Source organism: Bacillus sp. 22483 (genome assembly GCF_052044605.1).
GTDB lineage: Bacteria > Bacillota > Bacilli > Bacillales > Bacillaceae > Bacillus > Bacillus altitudinis.
In genome coordinates this window covers 324,203-344,564 of sequence record NZ_JBQENU010000003.1, presented here as the reverse complement: position 1 = coordinate 344,564, position 20,362 = coordinate 324,203, and the positions used below count along the sequence as shown (strand labels likewise).

The 20,362-nt window shown below is 42.6% G+C and carries 11 protein-coding genes; 4 read left to right on the top strand and 7 right to left on the bottom strand.

Annotated features, from left to right (window positions below; genetic code table 11):
* Nucleotides 1–3: 3 nt before the first annotated feature.
* From nirD to nirB (ACTJJQ_RS07145), 4 genes are all read right to left on the bottom strand, one after another.
* Nucleotides 4–327 carry a nitrite reductase small subunit NirD gene (nirD, locus tag ACTJJQ_RS07160; protein WP_008346593.1) on the bottom strand — a complete coding sequence of 108 codons (324 nt, stop codon included), beginning with the start codon at nt 325–327 and terminating at the stop codon, nt 4–6.
* Nucleotides 328–350: 23 nt separating this feature from the next.
* Nucleotides 351–2,762 (bottom strand): nitrite reductase large subunit NirB, encoded by a 2,412-nt coding sequence (gene nirB / locus ACTJJQ_RS07155; RefSeq protein ID WP_108611633.1) that lies wholly within the window; start codon nt 2,760–2,762, stop codon nt 351–353.
* A gap of 89 nt (nt 2,763–2,851) precedes the next feature.
* Complete coding sequence (nasC, locus tag ACTJJQ_RS07150) at nt 2,852–4,990, bottom strand: assimilatory nitrate reductase catalytic subunit NasC (RefSeq protein WP_440600064.1); 2,139 nt, start codon at nt 4,988–4,990, stop codon at nt 2,852–2,854.
* Nucleotides 4,987–7,248, bottom strand: a complete 2,262-nt coding sequence (gene nirB, locus ACTJJQ_RS07145) for a nitrite reductase large subunit NirB (RefSeq protein WP_268450498.1) — start codon at nt 7,246–7,248, stop codon at nt 4,987–4,989. The genes nasC and nirB (ACTJJQ_RS07145) overlap by 4 nt, the downstream gene beginning before the upstream one ends.
* Nucleotides 7,249–7,418: 170 nt before the next feature.
* Between nirB (ACTJJQ_RS07145) and ACTJJQ_RS07140 the strand changes: the two genes are divergently transcribed.
* A complete protein-coding gene (locus tag ACTJJQ_RS07140; RefSeq protein ID WP_048002875.1) occupies nt 7,419–8,621 on the top strand; it encodes a nitrate/nitrite transporter in 1,203 nt (400 codons plus the stop codon).
* A gap of 63 nt (nt 8,622–8,684) precedes the next feature.
* On the opposite strand, the gene gltD is transcribed toward ACTJJQ_RS07140, so the two are convergent.
* Nucleotides 8,685–10,169, bottom strand: a complete 1,485-nt coding sequence (gltD, locus tag ACTJJQ_RS07135) for a glutamate synthase small subunit (protein WP_440600063.1) — start codon at nt 10,167–10,169, stop codon at nt 8,685–8,687.
* 16 nt (nt 10,170–10,185) lie between these two features.
* Nucleotides 10,186–14,757: a glutamate synthase large subunit gene (gltB, locus tag ACTJJQ_RS07130; RefSeq protein WP_440600062.1), complete on the bottom strand. Its 4,572-nt coding sequence runs from the start codon at nt 14,755–14,757 to the stop codon at nt 10,186–10,188.
* 153 nt (nt 14,758–14,910) lie between these two features.
* Between gltB and ACTJJQ_RS07125 the strand changes: the two genes are divergently transcribed.
* From ACTJJQ_RS07125 to ACTJJQ_RS07115, 3 genes are all read left to right on the top strand, one after another.
* Nucleotides 14,911–15,813: a LysR family transcriptional regulator gene (locus ACTJJQ_RS07125; RefSeq protein WP_024718330.1), complete on the top strand. Its 903-nt coding sequence runs from the start codon at nt 14,911–14,913 to the stop codon at nt 15,811–15,813.
* 94 nt (nt 15,814–15,907) lie between these two features.
* Nucleotides 15,908–17,641, top strand: coding sequence for an ABC transporter ATP-binding protein (locus ACTJJQ_RS07120; protein ID WP_046526851.1), 1,734 nt, complete (start codon nt 15,908–15,910; stop codon nt 17,639–17,641).
* Nucleotides 17,638–19,467: an ABC transporter ATP-binding protein gene (locus ACTJJQ_RS07115; protein ID WP_017367415.1), complete on the top strand. Its 1,830-nt coding sequence runs from the start codon at nt 17,638–17,640 to the stop codon at nt 19,465–19,467. Before ACTJJQ_RS07120 ends, ACTJJQ_RS07115 begins: the two co-directional genes overlap by 4 nt.
* A 59-nt stretch (nt 19,468–19,526) precedes the next feature.
* Here the strand turns inward: ACTJJQ_RS07115 and ACTJJQ_RS07110 are convergent, their stop codons facing one another.
* Complete coding sequence (locus ACTJJQ_RS07110) at nt 19,527–20,348, bottom strand: MerR family transcriptional regulator (RefSeq protein ID WP_017367416.1); 822 nt, start codon at nt 20,346–20,348, stop codon at nt 19,527–19,529.
* Nucleotides 20,349–20,362: the final 14 nt, after the last annotated feature.

Sequence of the window (20,362 nt, the reverse complement as noted above, 5' to 3'; positions counted from 1 at the left end):
CATTTATGAAGGCAGTAAAATAAAGACGTCGTCTCCCTCAACCAATGCTTCATATGTTTTCACGCATCCATGATCTGGTTCTTGAACATTTCCTGATGAAAGATTGATTTTCCAATCATGCATTGGACAGAAGACATGATCTCCGCTCACCATTCCTTCAGCTAGTACACCGCCTTTATGAGGACAGCGATTTTCAATGGCTTTGAACTGCTTGTTAGAGGTTTGAAAAACAGCTAATTCAAGTGGACCGGCTGCGACTGTTTTCCCTAGCTGCAACGGGAAATCTGATATTGTACCAATATGAACTTTTACAATTGAAACTGTCATCTGATCTCATCCCTTCAATTGATTTAGACGGAAGCAGTTGCCTTTTGAAATAATTGTCTTGTTTCTGTTTCGTTCTCTCGAATCTCTTGCCACGGTTCTTCATAAGTTGAAAGTGCGATGTCCATTCTTTCGATTAATGCTGCACGTTTCTTGTCATCTAGCAGTACCGTTTGGATATGATTCAATCCAAGCCGTTCAACCCAAGCGGATGTTCTCTCTAAATAATTTGCGGTTTCTCTGTAATATTGAAGGTAGGCTGCGGCCATTTGTTCTACTTCTTCTGCTGTACTTACTTTCATTAATAAGTCTCCAGCTCGTAAATGTGTCCCTCCATTCCCGCCAGCATACAATTCAAATCCCCCATCGATACCTACGATGCCAAGATCTTTAATCCCAGATTCAGCACAGTTTCTTGGACAGGCTGATACGGCCATTTTGACTTTGTGCGGTGTGGCAAGTCCTTCAAATTTCTTTTCAAGTGCGATCCCAAGAGAAATGGAATCTTGCGTTCCGAATCTGCAAAATTGTTCTCCAACACAAGTTTTGACGGTTCTTAATGATTTTCCGTAAGCATAACCAGACGGCATATCTAAATCAGCCCATACTTTTGGTAAATCTTCTTTTTTGACACCTAAAAGGTCGATTCGCTGCCCTCCAGTCATTTTCACAAGCGGTATCTCATATTTGTCAACGACATCCGCTATTTTTCTCAGGTCATTAGCATTTGTCACGCCCCCGTACATACGTGGAACGACCGAATAGGTACCATCGTTTTGGATGTTGGCATGCATTCGTTCATTCACAAATCGCGAGCTTTTTTCATCTTTGTAGTCAAGCGGATACATCATCCCTAAATAGTAATTCAGTGCAGGCCGGCACTTTGAACAGCCTTCTTCTGTTTCCCAGTCAAGTACATTCATCACTTCTTTGACATGCTGCAAACCTTTCTCTTTTATTTCATGAATCACTTCATCTCTTGATAAGGTGGTGCAGGCGCAGATGGTTTCTTTTTGCGCAGTGCGGTTTGCATCATCGCCTAAAGTGTGCCATAAAATCTCTTCCACAACAGATTGACAGCCTCCGCATGACCGAGAAGCACTTGTACATTGCTTGACCTCTTGTATAGTCGTTAGGCCTTCTTTTTGAATAGCTGCCACTATTTGACCTTTTGAGACACCATTACAGCCACAAACGATATGGTCGTTTGCCATTTGTTCAATCGTGTTTTCTTGCGCCAGCTCATTTGATGTTAAGACAGATACTTTTTCCATATCTGACATATCAACACCTTCTCTAATGTACGAGAATAAACGTGGTCCATCGCTTGTTTCTCCAAACATGACGGCGCCGACTAATCGGTTTTGCTGGAAGACTAGTTTTTGATAAATGCCTTGCTGTTCGTCAAAAATCTTAATCGCTTGTTTCTCATCGTTTTCTATAAAATCTCCAGCTGAAAATACATCAACCCCTGATACTTTCAGCTGTGTCGATAGAACAGATCCTTCATAAGGCGTCGGGGCCATATCACAAACATGCTTCGCAAGCACGTTTGCTTGATCGTATAATGGCGCAACAAGACCGTACGTTTGTCCTCTGTGTTCAACACATTCTCCGACTGCGTAAATCCGCGGGACACTTGTTTCCATGAAATCATTGACGATAATTCCCCGGTTCACTTCAATGCCGCTCGTTTCGGCAAGCTTGTGATTCGGTTTAATTCCTGCTGCCATGACCACCATATCTGTCTCTAATGTAGAACCATCTGAAAATGTTAGCCCTTCTACTCTTGTATCTCCTAAAATTTCATTTGTCTGTTTTCCTAATAAAAAGCTCATGCCTTGTTTTTCTAATGCTGTTTGCAGAAGTTGACCTGCCACCGGATCGAGCTGCCGGTCCATTAGATGAGAGCCAAGATGAATGACGGTCACTTCCATACCTAAGTTTAATAGACCACGTGCTGCTTCAAGTCCAAGGAGCCCGCCTCCAATAACGGCTGCTTTTTTGTACATCGTAGATGCTTTGACCATTTCCTCTGTGTCTTGTAATGTACGAAAAGCTGTTACCCCTTTTTTATCGCTCCCTGGAATGGGCGGGATGAACGGGAGGGACCCTGTCGCTAAAATTAAACGGTCATAATGCACGGTCCGTCCTTGATCACTCATAACGGTTTGATTGTCTGGATCGATCTTCACAATGGTCTCATTTGTAAACAGCTGAATATGATGTTCCTTGTACCAATTCCAATCGTTTAACGTAATATCCTCTGTCTTTGTATCCCCTTGGAGAACTTTCGATAAAAGAATCCGATTATAGTTAGGATACGGCTCAGTTCCAAATACAGTCATGTCGAATCGTTCATTGTCTGTTTTTAAAATGTTTTCGAGCGTTCGGATACCAGCCATACCATTCCCTACTAATACGAGTTTTTCTTTCATGAAAAACACCCCTCATGTGATCGTTTTTTAGAAAGTACCATAATCTAAACAAAGATGGAAAATACATGTTAAAATTTCTCACATAGTTTTCAATTCTTGTAGGCTGACAGCTGTACAGGACAATATTTAAAACCTGGCATTTTACTGTGTGGATCTAACTGTTTACCAATTAATAGGTTAATTGATTGATGTTTATTCCAGTGAAATGGAACAAACACAGTATCTTTTCGGGTGGTATCTGTTATGTGGCACCTCATGATGACACTACCTCGTTTTGACTGGATGGTGACGAGTTCCCCGTGCTGAATCCCGTAAGCTTCGGCTGTATCAGGATGAAGCTCTACATAAGCTTCAAACTGCCGGGCAACAAGAGAGGTGCTTTTTCTTGTTTGAACGCCCGTTTGGTAATGAGCCATCACCCTGCCGGTCGTTAAATAGAGTGGATATTCTGGACTGACTGGTTCTTTTGCACCCTGTTGTCCATGTGCAACGACTGCAAATTTTGCTAATTTATCAGGATGTGAGAATTGATGCTCAAATAGTCTTTCTGTTCCTCGGTCTTCCAAATGAGAGCAGGGCCATAATATGCCTTGCGTCTTCCTTAACCTGTCATAGGTCATACCGGAATAATCGGCTTTGGCTCCTTTCGTTGCTGTTCTCAATTCCTCAAAGATGTCTTCTGCAGATGAAAAAGAAAAAGAGCCGCCTTTGCCTAATACTGCTGCTATATCACAAATGATTTGCCAATCGTGCTTTCTTTGGTGTTTGAGTGGATAGGTTGCTTCTCTCAGCGTAACGCGTCCTTCTATGTTCGTCATGGTCCCTTCGTCCTCTAAATATGACGAAGCTGGTAAAATAACATCTGCAAGTGCAGCCGTCTCAGAGATAAATAAATCAATTGCGACAAAAAAGGACAGCTGCTCGATGGCTTTTTTGATAAAACTTGCATGCGGACCTGATTGAACGGGATTAGAACACATTAAAAAGAGCGCTTTTATCTCTCCTTTCTGCATTTTTTCAAACATTTCAAAAGCAGATATACCTTTTCCAGGCAGTTCTTTTTCATCGATATTCCATATTTCGGCCATTTCTTTTCTATGTACTGGGTTTGTGATATCACGGTAACCAGGAAGCTGATCTGCTTTTTGTCCATGTTCTCTTGCACCCTGTCCATTTCCTTGCCCAGTAATGGCACCATATCCACACCCAATCTGGCCAATTTTCCCAGTAACAAGCAGAATATTCAGGAAATTACGAACGGATGCTGTCCCGTCTATTTGCTGCTCAATGCCTCTTGCAGTCAGAATCATGCCTGTTTTTTCGCGTGCGAATTTTCTCGCTATTTTTTGAATGACTTTCATCGATACACCGGTTTGCTGCGTAATGTCAGGCAGGGACATGTGTGAAATATGCTGTTTCATTTCTTGAAAACCTGATGTTCGTTTTTTAATAAATTCTTCGTCTAGTAACTGTTCATGAAGCATGACGTGTAAGATTCCATTTGCGAGTGCAGCATCTGACCCAGGCCTTAAGCTGACATGTAAGTCAGCTAGTTTGGCTGTTGCTGTTTTTCGCGGATCGATCACGATGATAAATGCCCCGTTCTTTTTAGCTTCTTCTAAGTACGGCATGAGGGTCGGCTGACATTCCGCTATATTGGTTCCAACCAATAGTAAAACCCGGGCATGCTTGATGTCACGAAGCGGAAAGGTTAGACCCCGATCAAGTCCAAATGTTTGGTTAGCTGCTGTTGCTGCTGAAGACATACACAGTCTTCCATTGTAATCAATGTATTTCGTTTTAAGGGCGACCCTTGCAAATTTTCCGAGTAAATAAGCTTCTTCATTTGTAATCGATGCACTACCATAAACACTGATAGCATCGTTCCCATGTTCCGTCTGAAGGGTTTGAGTACGTGCTTTGATTTCGTCAAGTGCCTCCTGCCAAGTCACTTTGACAAATTGACCGTTTCTTTTGATGAGGGGGTGATTCAATCGTTCCTTGTGCAGTGCGTGCTGGTGAGCATGCTGCCCTTTCATACAGATCCTGCCGAACGTGGTTGGATTATGAATACCTATCGTCTGGTAGCGTGTTCGCCCTTCTGCGTGCTGCTCGACTAATTGCATTTTGCACTGCATACTGCAAAACGGACATTGAGATGGGAACACCCTTTTTCGCTCTTGCTGCTCTGATGTTTGCTGCACATATTGTAAAAAAGATTGATTCATACATTCACACCCTTTTGTCTACTTTGCTCAAATTGCTCGCAGAGCTCTTCTCTCATTTCCTCATCGAGCAATTTTTCTCGGATGGAAATGCTGCCGTTTTTTTGGATCCAGTCTCCAATAGATTCTTGAAAATATGCACGTTTTCTATAGTCTTCAAGCAGTGCTTTTAAAAAAGGAATCAGCTCATCCGTTCGGCTCACAGAATAAAAAAGCTGACCTGCCTTAGGTTGACGTATGCTGCCTCCTATATAAATGTCCCATTCATCCAGCTGCTTCTTGATGCAGATGTCATAGATGGGGCTGAAATGACATACGCAGGAAGGACCAGCGATATGAATCGATGTGACTGCAGGTAAAAGCGTGTTTTCTAGTTGTCTTTCGATCTCCATGACAAGTGTTGTGACAGATGGATCGTGACGACAATCACATGAAAGAACATGAGAAAGTCTCTTGCTTTCTTGTGGCATGATGTGTCCATGTTCTTTTACAATATGGGCGGCCTCTTGTGAAATACCGATCAGCCGAATTCGTTTATTCTCCGTTAGTTCTACGTGCTGAATTTGCTTTTGCTCTAACAATCCGGTTATCATCTGTAAAAATGTCAGATCAAGACGGCCACCATATAACTGAGGCATTAGTATGTGCTCATGATCTGATGGGCTGTCTTTTACGAAAAGATCTTGAAACTGCTCAAGATAGTATGGAATGCCTGCTCGGCACTTGTCACAGCCGTTATCTGTCATCCAATTAAATTGTCTTCTTACTTGCTCTTCATTCAGCGGATGCTGATTTTTTATATACGAAAAAATGGTCTGTTTCTCTACATTTGTGCACGAGCAAAACGTGTCCAGTGCTTCCGTTAGCTGATTTGATGAGACATGGCAGCAGGCACGAACAAGCTCTTGACAGCCTCCGCAGCCCGTTGCGGCCCCTGTCTGTTTTTTTATCTCTTCTAAATTTGTCAGGTGATGGACCGATATGCTTTTGAATATCGCTCCCTTCGTCACCGTGTGGCATTGGCAGATGAGATCCTCTGCTTTTAATGAATCTAAAGGGGATATCTGCTCTTCATTCAGCGATTTCATGACTACGCTTTTATCACGCCCCACTTTTACATCCTGCAAAAGCTGCTCAGCTCTCTCAAGTTGACCAACTAATACAACGCCTGTGAGCACATCATGTTCAAACACTAGTTTTTTATATACTTCTTGTTCTTCATCTAAGTAAGTCACCACTGAAGCGGAGGGGGATCGGTTTACAATACTGCCAGCAGAATAAATAGATATGTCATTTGCTTTCAATTTTGTTGAATAAATGGCAGGAGGTAAATTCGTGACCAGTTCATCTAATAAATGATTCGCAAGCACGTTTGCTTGTTCATAAATAGGCTGCACAAGACCGTGCACCATCCCCTTATGCTCTGCACATTCTCCAATAGCATAAATATTCTCAACGTTTGTCTGCATGACATCATTTACAACAATGGCTTTTCTTGTATGAATGCCGTGCTGTTTTGCAAGCTCTATATTCGGACGGACCCCTGTTGTGAAAACCACGAGATCAGCATCCACGATGTCTCCACTTTTTAACAGAACGCCTTCTACTCTCTCGTTTCCTAAACATGCAATCGTATGAGCATTTGTTTTTACCTGAATCCCCTTGCGACTTAATTGTTGAGACAAAAGCCCTGCAGCGGTTTCATCTAATTGGCGTTGCATAAGCCAATCCGTGTGATGAATCAAGGTTGTCTTCAGTCCAGCGATCTGTAAACCAGCGGCCACTTCCACACCAAGTACACCACCTCCAATGACTGCTGCACGCTCATAGCGTAAAGAATCAGCGTAAATGGCCTCATAATCGTCAATCGTACGAAAAGCATAGACCCCTTTTTTGGATACGCCTTGTATAGGCAGAAAATGAGGCGATGAGCCTGTGGCGATAACCAGTTTGTCATACGGGATATTCCGGCGTGCTTCTGTCATGAGCAATTGACGCTTTGTATCGATGTGGACAACTGCTTCGCCTGTTTGGATGGTGATGTCATGTTTGGTGTACCATTCTTTTGGCTTTAGTTCAATTTGAGACAACGATTCACTTTTTTGTAAAACTGACGAAAGTTTTATTCGGTTGTAGGCCGGGTGCTTCTCTTTTCCAATGATCGTGATGGAATAGCGTTCTGGCTGTTTCTTTACGATATGTTCGATACATTTCATACTCGCCATGCCGTTTCCGATAAACACGAGTTTACGTTTTGCCATGTGAGATCAACCTTTCTAGCTTTTTGCGCCAAAGCAATGTTTGCCATAGATTATGGCACACATTTGTAAAAAAGTGTTTATCCATGTCATTTTTTCTAACACAACACTTCCATTCCTTCTATCAACTCGCTATCTTTAAGTCAGAAAATTCAAAATAAAGGAGGGGTTTTGTGAAACTCTCAGAATTGACTTCTAGTGGTCATCCTAAGACATTGTTTGGTTCATTTTTATATTTTGACGTGAGTTTCATGATTTGGGTTTTGCTGGGGGCACTCGGTGCTTTTATTGCACAAGATTTTGCCTTATCGACAATAGAAAAAGGCATGATTGTAGCCATTCCGATTTTATCCGGATCTTTTTTTCGAATTGTGCTAGGCCTATTAACAGACCGAATGGGACCTAAAAAAACAGCGATGATGGGCATGATTTTGACCACCATTCCGCTTATATGGGGGTTTTTCGGTGGTACAACCCTTTCAGAGCTAGTACTGATCGGGATTTTATTAGGGGTTGCAGGTGCGAGTTTTGCGGTCGCTTTACCGATGGCAAGCCGCTGGTACCCTCCTCATTTACAAGGGGTAGCGATGGGAATTGCCGGCGCCGGAAACAGCGGAACACTGATCTCGACACTCTTTGGACCAAGGCTTGCGGAGATGTATGGCTGGCATACAGTGATGGGGCTCGCTCTTATTCCTTTAAGTTTCGTCTTTTTGTTTTTTATTTTCACAGCAAAAGATGCACCAAACCAGCCGGCCCCTCAGCCGCTTCGGTCCTATTTTTCAGTCTTTAAAGTAAAGACAACGTGGTTTTTCTGTCTTCTTTATGCAATTACATTCGGTGGTTTTGTCGGACTTTCAAGTTTCTTGAGTATTTTCTTTGTGGACCAATATGCTATTTCAAAAATTCATGCCGGTGATTTTGTGACGCTTTGTGTGGCGGCAGGCAGCTTCTTTCGGCCAGTTGGCGGTTTGATTGCCGATAAAATTGGCGGGATGAAAGTACTGCTCGGTTTATTTGCTTTGATTGGTATCTGTTTAGGGGCAGTGAGTAGTCTACCTGCTTTACCAGTGGTCATTGCGCTTTTATTTGTCGGAATGATGTGTCTTGGTATGGGGAATGGGGCGGTGTTCCAGCTTGTGCCGCAAGTGTTTCATAAGGAAATTGGGATTGTGACTGGAATTGTAGGGGCTGCAGGAGGCATTGGGGGATTCTTTTTACCAAACGTTCTTGGCAGTTTAAAAGAAATGACGGGCTCCTATACGTTTGGCTTTTTGACCATTTCTCTTTTTGTTCTTGCTGTCTTCCTCTGTTTGGTTGTCTCCCAGTTCAAACGTAAAAAAGTCATTATCCAGCCAACCATATCTGAATCATAAAAAGCCATGACCACTCTTTGGTCATGGCTTTTCTCTATATATGGTAAACACCCTTTGTTTGACCTATTTTGGCAGAACCGAACTCCCCATTAAATAACGGTCTACCTCATGCGCCACTTGTCTGCCTTCGTTAATTGCCCAGACAATCAAGCTTTGACCGCGTCTTGCATCTCCCGCTGCAAATACGCCTTCTACATTCGTTGTATATTCCCCATATTTTGCGTCAATCCGATTGTTTTTGCTGTCCACGCCAAAGTGTTTCACTAGCGGCTGTTCAGTTCCCTCAAAACCAATCGCAATAAAGACTAGCTGAGCTGGCCATACCTTCTCTGTTCCTGGAATCTCATGAAATTCAAACTTCCCTTGTTCGTTTTTCACCTTTTCCATTTGAATGGTATGAAGCTCTTTTAACTTCCCATTTTTATCAGCCACAATCTTTGTGGTTTGAACCGAATATTGGCGCGGGTCTTCTCCAAATTTTGCTTGTGCTTCTTCGTAAGCATAATCTAGAGAGAAGACATAAGGTTGTTCTGGCCACATGTTATCCCCTACACGTGTATCTGGAAGCTTTGGATGCTTTCCGAATTGAACAACACTTTTTGCTTTTTGGCGAAGTGCAGTTGCGACGCAGTCAGCGCCTGTATCTCCTCCGCCAATTACAATGACGTCTTTCCCTTTTGCGTCAATAAAGTTTTTATCTTTGAATCCTGAATCAAGCATGCTTTTTGTTGCGAGTGTTAAATAATCCATTGCCAGGTGAATCCCTTTTGCTTCCCTGCCTTCAATTAACAGGTCACGCTGCTTTTGTGCACCTGTACAAAGGATGACCGCATCAAATTGCTCTTTCAGTTCATCAGCCGTGATATCCACACCAATTTCTGTATTGGTCACAAAGTCAATGCCTTCTTGTCTTAAAAGTTTGACTCTGCGCTCAACGACTTCTTTGTCGAGCTTCATATTCGGAATACCATAAGTGAGCAGTCCGCCTAGACGATCAGATCGTTCAAACACGGTTACAGCGTGTCCTGCTTGGTTTAGTTGGTCTGCACTTGCCAGTCCTGCTGGTCCTGATCCGACAATGGCGATCTTTTTCCCTGTACGACTTGAAGGAATTCTTGGTGTAATCCAGCCATTTTCAAAACCTTTATCAATGATCGTCCGTTCGATATTTTTAATCGATACTGCTGGATCATTGATCGCGACGGTACATGAGCCTTCACAAGGTGCTGGACATACTCTTCCAGTAAATTCAGGGAAATTGTTCGTTTTTTGTAGTCTTTCAAGCGCTTCTTTCCATCTGCCCCGGTAGACAAGGTCATTCCATTCTGGAATCAAATTGTAGATCGGGCAGCCAGAAACGCCGCCCCTGATCTCCATTCCAATTTGACAAAACGGTGTTCCGCAATCCATACATCTAGCACCCTGCTGTTTCAATACCTCATCTGTATAAGGAGCTGAATATTCTTTCCAGTCATTTTGACGAGTGAGAGGGTCACGTTCATTTGGCTTTTCTCTTTTATAATCCATAAAACCTGTTGCTTTGCCCATTGTCCTCTCCCCTTTCTTAATGAGCGAGGGCTGCTTTTTGCCCGTTTGCCATTTCTTTATTTTTCGGTTTTGTGTTTGCTTCAAATGCGAACATAACAGCTTCCTCGTGGCTGAGGCCTGCTTGTTTTTGTTCCTCAATGCTTTGAAGCATCATTTTGTAATTTCTCGGAATGATCTTAATGAATTGATTCTTTTCTTGTGCCCAGTTCTCTAGAAGAGCTGCTGCTTTTGAGCTGTTTGTATAATCAAGGTGTTCCTGAATCATTTGCTTCACTTCTTGTTCTTCTTCGTGATCTGTGAGTTTTTCAAACATGATCATTTCCATGTTACACATTCTTTTGAACTGTTTTGCATCAGATGTATGCACATAAGCGATACCGCCAGACATCCCTGCACCAAAGTTTTTCCCGACGTCACCTAAAATGACAACACGTCCGCCAGTCATGTATTCACAGCCGTGATCACCGATTCCTTCAACGACCACATTGACACCTGAATTACGAACCGCAAATCGTTCACCTGCACGGCCGTTAATATAAGCTTTTCCGCTTGTCGCGCCGTAAAATGCAACGTTACCGACAATCACGTTCTCATGTCCATTTTGTACAAAGTGATCAGATGTTTTGACAGCAATTTTGCCTCCAGAGAGTCCTTTGCCGATATAGTCATTTGAGTCACCTGTTAAATATAAGGACATCCCCTTTGGAACAAATGCGCCGAAGCTTTGTCCAGCTGAACCAGTGAACCGAAGTGTGATCGTATCCTCTGGCAGACCTTCTTCTCCGTAGCGCTTAGACACTTCACTGCCCGTAATCGTTCCAGCTACACGGTGAATGTTGCGAATGTTTAGTGACAGATCAACCGGTGTTTGATGATCGAGCGCTTTCTGTACATAAGGAAGAATCTCATTCATATCCAGTGATTCATCAATTTTATGATTTTGCGGCGTTCTGAATGAGCGTGCTCCCTCTGGCTGATAAAGCAGGGTTTCAAGGTTCAGCTGTCCTGCTTTCCAGTGTGCTTTTGCTCTTTCACTTACTGATAAAACATCCGTACGCCCAATCAATTCATCCATTGATGTAAAGCCAAGTTCAGCTAAAATTTCTCTTACTTCCTCTGCAATAAACATCATGAAGTTGACAATGTGATCAGGGTCACCCATGAATTTTTTGCGAAGTTCAGGGTTTTGCGTAGCGACACCGACTGGGCAAGTATCTAAATGACATGCTCTCATCATGACGCAGCCTAATACGACAAGTGGAGCTGTCGCAAAGCCGTATTCTTCTGCTCCTAAAATCGCAGCCATGACAACGTCGCGGCCTGTCATTAATTTGCCATCCGTCTCAAGAACGACTCGCTCTCGAAGACCGTTTAAGACAAGGGTTTGATGCGCTTCTGCCAATCCAAGTTCCCAAGGAAGTCCTGTATGTTTAATACTTGTTTTCGGAGAAGCCCCAGTACCGCCATCATATCCACTAATCACGATAACATCCGCTGTCCCTTTTGCGACACCTGCTGCAATCGTTCCAACGCCCGCTTTAGAGACAAGCTTGACACTAATGCGTGCGTCACGGTTTGCATTTTTCAAATCATGGATCAGTTGAGCCAAATCCTCGATTGAATAAATATCATGGTGAGGCGGTGGTGAGATCAGCCCAACACCTGGCGTAGAACCGCGTACGTCTGCGACCCAAGGATACACTTTATTTCCTGGCAGCTGTCCGCCTTCTCCAGGCTTTGCACCTTGCGCCATTTTAATTTGCAGTTCATCTGCATTGACTAAGTAATGACTCTTCACGCCAAAGCGGCCAGAAGCAATCTGTTTAATCGCACTTCTGCGATCATCCCCGTGCTCATCTACTGTAAAGCGTGCAGGATCTTCCCCGCCTTCTCCGCTGTTGCTTTTGCCGCCAATTCGGTTCATCGCAATCGCTAGTGCTTCATGCGCTTCTTTACTTAATGAACCAAATGACATCGCACCTGTCTTAAAGCGGCGCACAATGGATTCTGCAGATTCAACTTCTTCCAGACGAACTGGCTTTTGTTTTGAATGAAAAGCAAATAGATTTCTAAGGAAACCAATTCGTTCTTCATCCGCTGCCTTCGTATATTGCTTAAATAAATCATAATCTTCGTTGCGGCATGCCCACTGAAGGGTATGAATGGTTTTTGGGTTAAAGGCATGATGCTCTCCATTTTTTCTCCACTGGAACTCACTGCCTGATTCTAGCGTTTGATCAGTTGATGCCTGATACCCAGCCTCATGACGAAGCTTTGCTTCACTTGCAATGGTGTCAAGATCAATACCGCCTAGCTGAGAAGCTGTTCCTGTGAAATACGCTTGGATGACATCTTCACTAATGCCGACTGCTTCAAAAATTTGTGCGCCTCGATAGCTTTGGACAGTGGAAATTCCCACTTTAGACATTACTTTAACGACGCCCTCAGTCACACTTTTCCCAAACTTTGTGACAGCCTCATCAAAGCTAATCGCAATCGCTTCTTCAGCAATAAGCTGTTTGTATGTTTCGTAAACGAGGTACGGATGGATCGCATCTGCACCGTAGCCAATCAGTGCGGCAAAATGATGAACCTCTCTTACTTCTCCAGATTCGACGATTAAGCTCACCTTTGTTCGTAAGCCTTGACGCACAAGATGCTGATGAAGTGCACTCAATGCAAGAAGTGGTGGAATCGGCACTTTTTCTTCCGTCATGTCACGATCGGAAAGAATTAGTAAAGATACCCCTTCACGAATGGCTTTTTCTGCCTCTTCAAACATCGCATCAAGACCGCGTTTTAGGTCATCAGTGAAAAGTGTATGAATCGTTTTGCTTTTAAAGGCGTTATGAACAATTGTTTTCAAGCCGTTGAACTGACCGCTTGTTAAAACAGGTGTATAAAGTTTAATTCTTCGGCATGAATATTCATTTGGATGTAAAATGTCTCCTTCTGCACCTAACCAAGTCATGGTCGATGTAACAAGCTGCTCACGAATGGCATCAATCGGCGGATTCGTGACTTGAGCAAACAGCTGTTTGAAATAAGAAAACAGCGACTGTGCACGATCTGATAACACAGCAAGCGGTGTATCACTTCCCATTGAGCCAATTGGGTCCTTCCCTTCTTCGAGTAAAGGAATTAAATACTTTTGAATGTCTTCGTACGTATAATGGAAAGCACGCTGACGCGTTAACAAATCACTCATTATACTAGAATTTTCTGAATTTTCTTCAGAGCGATTGACGTGAACCATTTCTTCATCGAGCCATTTTTGATAAGGAAGTTCATTCGCAATCGAAGATTTCACTTCTTCATCAGAAATAATGCGTCCTTCTTCTAAATCGATTAACAGCATTTTACCTGGTTCAAGACGGTCTTTATACTTCACATCTTCTTCATTCGTGTCGATGACGCCGACTTCAGATGAGAAAATGATATGATCGTCATTTGTCACATAGTATCTCGCAGGTCTTAATCCGTTACGGTCTAAGATGGCGCCGATTTGTTTACCATCCGTAAACGAAATCGCTGTTGGGCCATCCCATGGCTCCATTAACGAACTATGGTATTCATAAAATGCCCGTTTCTCTTTTGACATGTGCGTATTCTCCGTCCACGGCTCAGGAATCAGCATCATCGCTGTATGAGCAGGAGTACGCCCTGCAAGCACGAAAAATTCAAAGGCATTGTCTAAAATGGATGAATCACTTCCGTCTGCATTCAGCACTGGCAAAATCTTGTCTAGATCTTCTCCGAAGGCTTCAGACACGAATTGTTGTTCTCTTGCTCTCATCCAATTGATGTTTCCTCTTAATGTGTTAATTTCTCCGTTATGAATTAAGTAACGGTTTGGATGCGCTCGTTCCCATGTCGGGAATGTATTTGTACTAAATCTTGAATGAACGAGTGAAAATGCAGAAACAAATGTTTCATCCTGTAGATCAAGATAAAAAGCATCAACTTGATCTGATGTTAAAAGCCCCTTATATACAATGGTTTGACTAGACAGGCTGACAAAGTAAAATTGTTTTTCCTCTGCTGTTCCCCAATTTTCAGCCTGCTTACGGATGACATATAATTTTCGTTCAAATGACAAACGGTCTGTTACGTTGTCGTTTGCTCCGATGAACACCTGCCGGACAACCGGACAGCTCTTCGCTGCAACCGTTCCAATTTTCCCAGCATCAACAGGGACCGTTCTCCAGCCAATTAATGTTTGCCCTTCTTGTTTAATGAAGCCGTTGATCTTTTGTTCGATCGCTTGACGCGTTTTGGCATCATCATCTTTTGAAAAGAACACCATTCCTACCCCGTAACGGCCCTTTTCAGGAAGTGCAAAGTCTTGACAGTTCTTTCTAAAAAAAGCGTCTGGCAGTTGTACCATTAAGCCGGCACCATCACCTGTATACGGATCACTGCCTTGCCCGCCGCGGTGATCAAGCTGGCACAGCATTTGCAATCCCTTTTTGACGATGCTATGTGTCGCCTCCCCTTTTAAATGGGCGTACAGTCCGATTCCACATGCATCATGTTCAAATTCAGGACGGTAGAGACCTTGTGGTTGTGGTAGTTGATTATAAGTCATCGTTTCTCTCCCCCGTTTAAAAGATCCGTTTTTTCACAGTAATAAAATCTCACAAACTCTGTAACTTATTTTAAGTTTTCAAATTGATATAAACAATATATAATTTAGATCAAAACAATCTCTTTTTGAGATAGATGGGTGTGAAGTGCAAAAATGGAGCTTCGTCAATTACGTTATTTTGTAGAAGTTGCTGACCGTGAACACGTGTCAGAAGCGGCTGAAAACTTACACGTTGCCCAATCTGCCATCAGCCGGCAGATTGCCAATTTAGAAGAAGAACTTGGAGTGGCTTTATTCGAACGAGAAGGACGAAATATCAAATTAACGAAAATCGGCAGACAATTTTTGGACCATGTCAGAACCGCCCTAAAAGCGATAGATTACGCCAAAGAACAAATTGATGAATACTTAGACCCACACAAAGGGACAGTGAACATTGGATTTCCTACAAGTCTAGCAAGCCAAGTGCTCCCTTCTGTCATTTCCGCATTTAAGCTGGAATATCCAGAGGTCGATTTTTTACTTCGGCAAGGTTCCTATAAGTTTCTGATTGAAGCTGTTAAAAATCGAGACATTGATCTTGCCTTTTTAGGACCCGTCCCGACAAACGATCCTCAAATAGAAGGAAATATCTTGTTTTCCGAAAGCATTTATGCCCTTTTGCCTATTAGCCACCCCTTTAGCGGGCAAAGAAGTATTCATTTAAGTGATTTGAGAAAAGACCATTTCGTTTTGTTTCCTGAAGGATATGTGCTGAGACAAATTGCGGTTGATGCCTGTAAGCAGGCTGGCTATGAGCCTACTATCTCATCTGAAGGAGAAGATTTGGATGCCATTAAAGGTCTCGTGTCAGCGGGTATGGGCGTTACCTTATTACCCGAAAGTGCCTTTTATGAAACAACACCGCGATTTACAGTGAAAATTCCAATTGATTTCCCTCAAGTGAGGAGAACGGTCGGAATTATTGCTTCTAAATCGAGAGAGATGTCTCCTTCTGCCCATGATTTTTATATGTTTGTAAAGGACTTCTTTTCAAAAATTGAACAATATAAATAATTCATTAAAACAAGACATTTCATTTGTAGAAATAATCCCTCTTTGTATATGATGAGTTACAGAACAACAGACTATATGGAAGAAAGGTAATCGTATGAAATCAATTTTATCGTTTTTAAAGCCCTATCGGCTATCCGTTGTGTCCATTGTGATTCTCACCTTTTTAAGCAGTATGCTCCAGCTGTATTTACCGACGCTTACAGCAGATATCGTTGATGTCGGGATCGTCCAAGGAGATGTCGCTTATATATGGAAGGTTGGGGGCTGGATGGTGGCTTGTTCTTTACTTGCCATCTTGCTCACGATTTGGAAGTCCTACTTGTCATCTAAGACAGCTCTAGGCTTCGGGCGTGATATGAGAAGACAGCTGTTTGTGCATGTCGAACAATTCTCATTAGAAGAATTTCAAAAAATCGGGACATCTTCCTTTATTACAAGATCCACAAATGATGTGAAACAAGTTCAAGATGTCACGATCATGATCTTACAAATGATGACACGGGCGCCTCTAATGCTCGTTGGTGGAATTATTTTGGCTGTATCTAGAGATGCTGTGTTATCTCTCATCTTTTTAGCAGCTCTTCCCCTTCTTGGCGGGTTCATTTATTTGGTGTCAAGAAAAGCGATCCCCCTCTTTGGCCAGCTTCAGAAAAAAACGGACCGGCTGAACTTGATTATGAGAGAGTCGCTTTCAGGCATTCGGGTCATACGTGCGTTTAACCGAGTAGATGACGAAAAGGAACGTTTTCAAGAAGCCAATACATCGTATAAGGATACTGGTCTTAAGGTCAATCGATTAATGGCGTACTTGTTCCCTTTTATGCTCATTATCATGAACTTCACGAATATCGGCATTGTCTGGATTGGCGCTAATCGGATTGATGCCGGACAGATGGAAGTCGGGAATCTGATCGCCTTCATTCAATATGCGATGATGATTTTAATGGCACTCATTATGCTTTCTATGAGTTTTATTATGGTGCCTAGAGCTCAGGCATCAGCTAAACGGATGAATGAAGTGTTAAATCTAGAACCCAAAATTAAAGACAAAAAAGAAGCTGTCACTAAACTTGATCAGCCAGCCCAGTCCATTCGCTTTGAGGATGTGTCATTTTATTATTCAAATGCTGAAAAACCAGCCGTTCAAGACATGACGTTTGAAGCCAAAAAGGGTGAAACGACGGCGATCATCGGCAGTACAGGTTCCGGGAAAACGACCCTTCTTCAGCTGATGACACGTTTTTACGAGGCAACAGAAGGAAAAATTACATTAGATGGTGTCGATATTAGAGAATTGCCTCAAGAGAAACTGAGAAGTCAGATGGGTTATGTTTCTCAAAAAGCCATTTTATTTAGCGGAACCATTGCTGATAATGTGCGCTTTGGCAAACGCGATGCAACAGATGACGAGATTTGGCAGGCATTGCGGACAGCACAGGCCGAAGAATTTGTTTTGCAAAAAGATGGCGGAATTCACGCAGAGATAGACCAAGGGGGTTCGAATCTCTCTGGCGGTCAAAAGCAGCGTCTTTCGATCGCAAGAGCACTCGTAAGAAAACCTGCATTCTACCTGTTTGACGATAGCTTCTCTGCCCTTGATTACAAAACGGATGCAAAACTTCGGTCAGCGCTAGAAGCTGAAAAAGAGCATGCTGCTTTGATTATTGTGGCCCAAAGAATCAGCACAGTGAAGCATAGCGATAAAATCATTGTGTTAGATGATGGAAAAATAGCAGGTATCGGTACACATGAACAGTTACTGAAAGATAACCTTGTCTATCAAGAGATAGTCGCATCACAGGAAGGTCAGGAGGTGGAGCAAGGATGAGTAAAAAAATGTCTTCTGGAATGGGACATAAAGGCGGTCACCCAAGGGGTCCAGTACAAAAACCGAAGGAATTTAAAAAAACACTTCTTCGTTTAACGGGCTATTTAAAACCGAGGAAATTTCAGCTGATCATTGTCCTGATTGCAGCGATCGGTTCAACCGTTTTTAATGTCGTCAGTCCAAAATTACTTGGGGATGCCACCTCTTCCCTATTTGAAAGTTTTACACAAGGAACTGGCGTTCAATTCGATGTCATTTCACGCATTTTATTGCTGCTTGTTCTATTATATGTCGTAGCATCTCTCTTCTCATTCGTGCAGCAATATGTAATGGCGGGTGTCTCGCAGCAGACTATTGCTGAATTAAGGCAAGAAGCAAATGACAAGCTCACACGTCTCCCCCTTCGTTATTTTGATAAAACAACACATGGAGACACGCTGAGCCGGGTGATGAACGACATTGATAATATTAATACTTCTTTACAGCAGGCACTCACGCAAGTGATCACATCTGTCATTACAGTCATTGGAATTGTCGTCATGATGCTTTTCATCAGTCCGCTGCTGACGCTGCTTGTTTGTTTGACGCTGCCTCTTAGTTTGTTTGCGATTCGAGGCATTACATCATTTTCGCAAAAGCATTTTAAAGCACAGCAAAAAGAACTAGGGATGATCAATGGACATATTAATGAAATGTTCACAGGACATCAGACGGTTCGTGCGTATGGCTATGAAAAGAAAGCCATTGATACATTTGATCAATTAAACGAACAACTATATGAATCTTCAAGAAAAGCACAATTTATCTCCGGCTTAATGATGCCGATGATGACCTTTATTGGGAATCTTGGCTATGTGGCGGTAAGTGTTGCTGGCGGAATTCTTGTCATTAATGGGAATATTCGTGTTGGGGATGTGCAAGCATTTATCCAATACACACAACAAATGTCGCAGCCACTTGTGCAAGCATCCAGTGTTGCAAACTTAGTTCAATCTGCTATCGCTTCTGCTGAACGGGTGTTTGAAATTCTAGATGAGGAAGAAGAACATGCGCAAGAAGATGCAGCGATTGATCTTAAATCCCTTTCCGGAGATGTGGCCTTTGAGCACGTTCACTTCGGTTATGAGAAAGATCAACCCATTATTAAAGATTTGAATTTACAAGTCCGAGAAGGACAAACGGTGGCCATTGTTGGGCCAACAGGCGCTGGAAAAACAACGATTATTAATCTGTTAATGCGCTTTTACGAGCTAGATCAAGGCTCCATTCGCATTGGCGGCGTAAAAACAACCGACCTCAGCCGAGAGCAAGTGCGTGACTTATTTGCGATGGTTCTTCAGGATACATGGCTCTTTGAAGGCACAATTTATGACAACATCGCATATGGCAGACCAAATGTTTCAAAAGAGGATGTGTTGAAGGCCGCTAAACATGCCTATGCAGACGATTTCATCCGCACCCTTCCAGATGGATATGACACACTCTTAACAGAAGATGCCGGCAACCTCTCACAAGGTCAGCGTCAACTGTTAACCATCGCCCGTGCCATCTTATCTGATCCGAAGATATTAATCTTAGATGAAGCAACAAGCAGTGTCGATACACGGACAGAGATGCATATTCAAAAAGCGATGAATCAATTAATGAACGGCAGAACAAGCTTCGTCATTGCACATCGACTTTCAACGATTAAAGATGCCGATCTCATTTTAGTCATGAAAGATGGCACGATCATTGAAAAAGGAACTCATCGTGAGCTTTTGAAAGAAAAAGGCTTTTATGCCGACCTCTATATGAGTCAATTTGCCGAAAACCAAGTCGGTTAAACAGCACCAAAAAGGATAGACAGCATGTGAAAATGCCTGTCTATCCTTTTTGTGATGCCTTAAGCTTCCCGTTTTCTGACTTTCACACTAAGTTTCGTCATGTAATCCGCTTCATTTTTAGACATCAGAGAATGAAGTAAATACTCCTCAAAGACATCACCATCCAGTATCATATCCTCTGCTTCGATTCGATCTAATAAACGTGAATAGGCAGTCTCCATCTCTTCATATGTTCCTTGTTGATACATGACTGCATATAGACCCGCAGGCTTTTTGACTGCATCCGGCCCTTCCATTCGGCAAAACAGCCTATCAGATTGATGATAATGACGCTGCAAAAACTGCTCCTTGTTTAAAACAGAACCATTTGCCGCGGCACCTTTAATACCAATCCCTTTCAGAAATTCTCCTACAATTCGAGAAATTTCTTCTATAGGTGTGTTTGAATCAATCGGGTTTGATGTACTAAGGACGATCGGTTCTTCTGGCAGTTCTTGAAACAAGACCTCCCCTGTTTTCACTGATGATAATTCATTCGTTGTCTCGATCACACGAAAAAGAAAAGATTGAATATCCTGTAGTTTTTGGATCTCCTCCCCGACCTTTTCTGCTTGCTCAACCGCAAGACTTTGCAATTTATCCTGAGAAGGCTCAGTAAAGTATTGTTTTAATTGTTTGATCGGAAATTGAACAGCACGAAGAGATTGAATGGCCATGAAATGATCAAACTGTTCAAATGTATAATAACGGTACCCATTTTCCTGAACACCTGCCGGCTTAAACAAATCGATCTTATCATAATAGAGCAGTGTATCTTTTTTCACTTCAAATAATGCCGCAAATTCTCCAGTTAAAAATGTTTTTTGAACATCGCTCATCATTTTTAGGGCTCCTT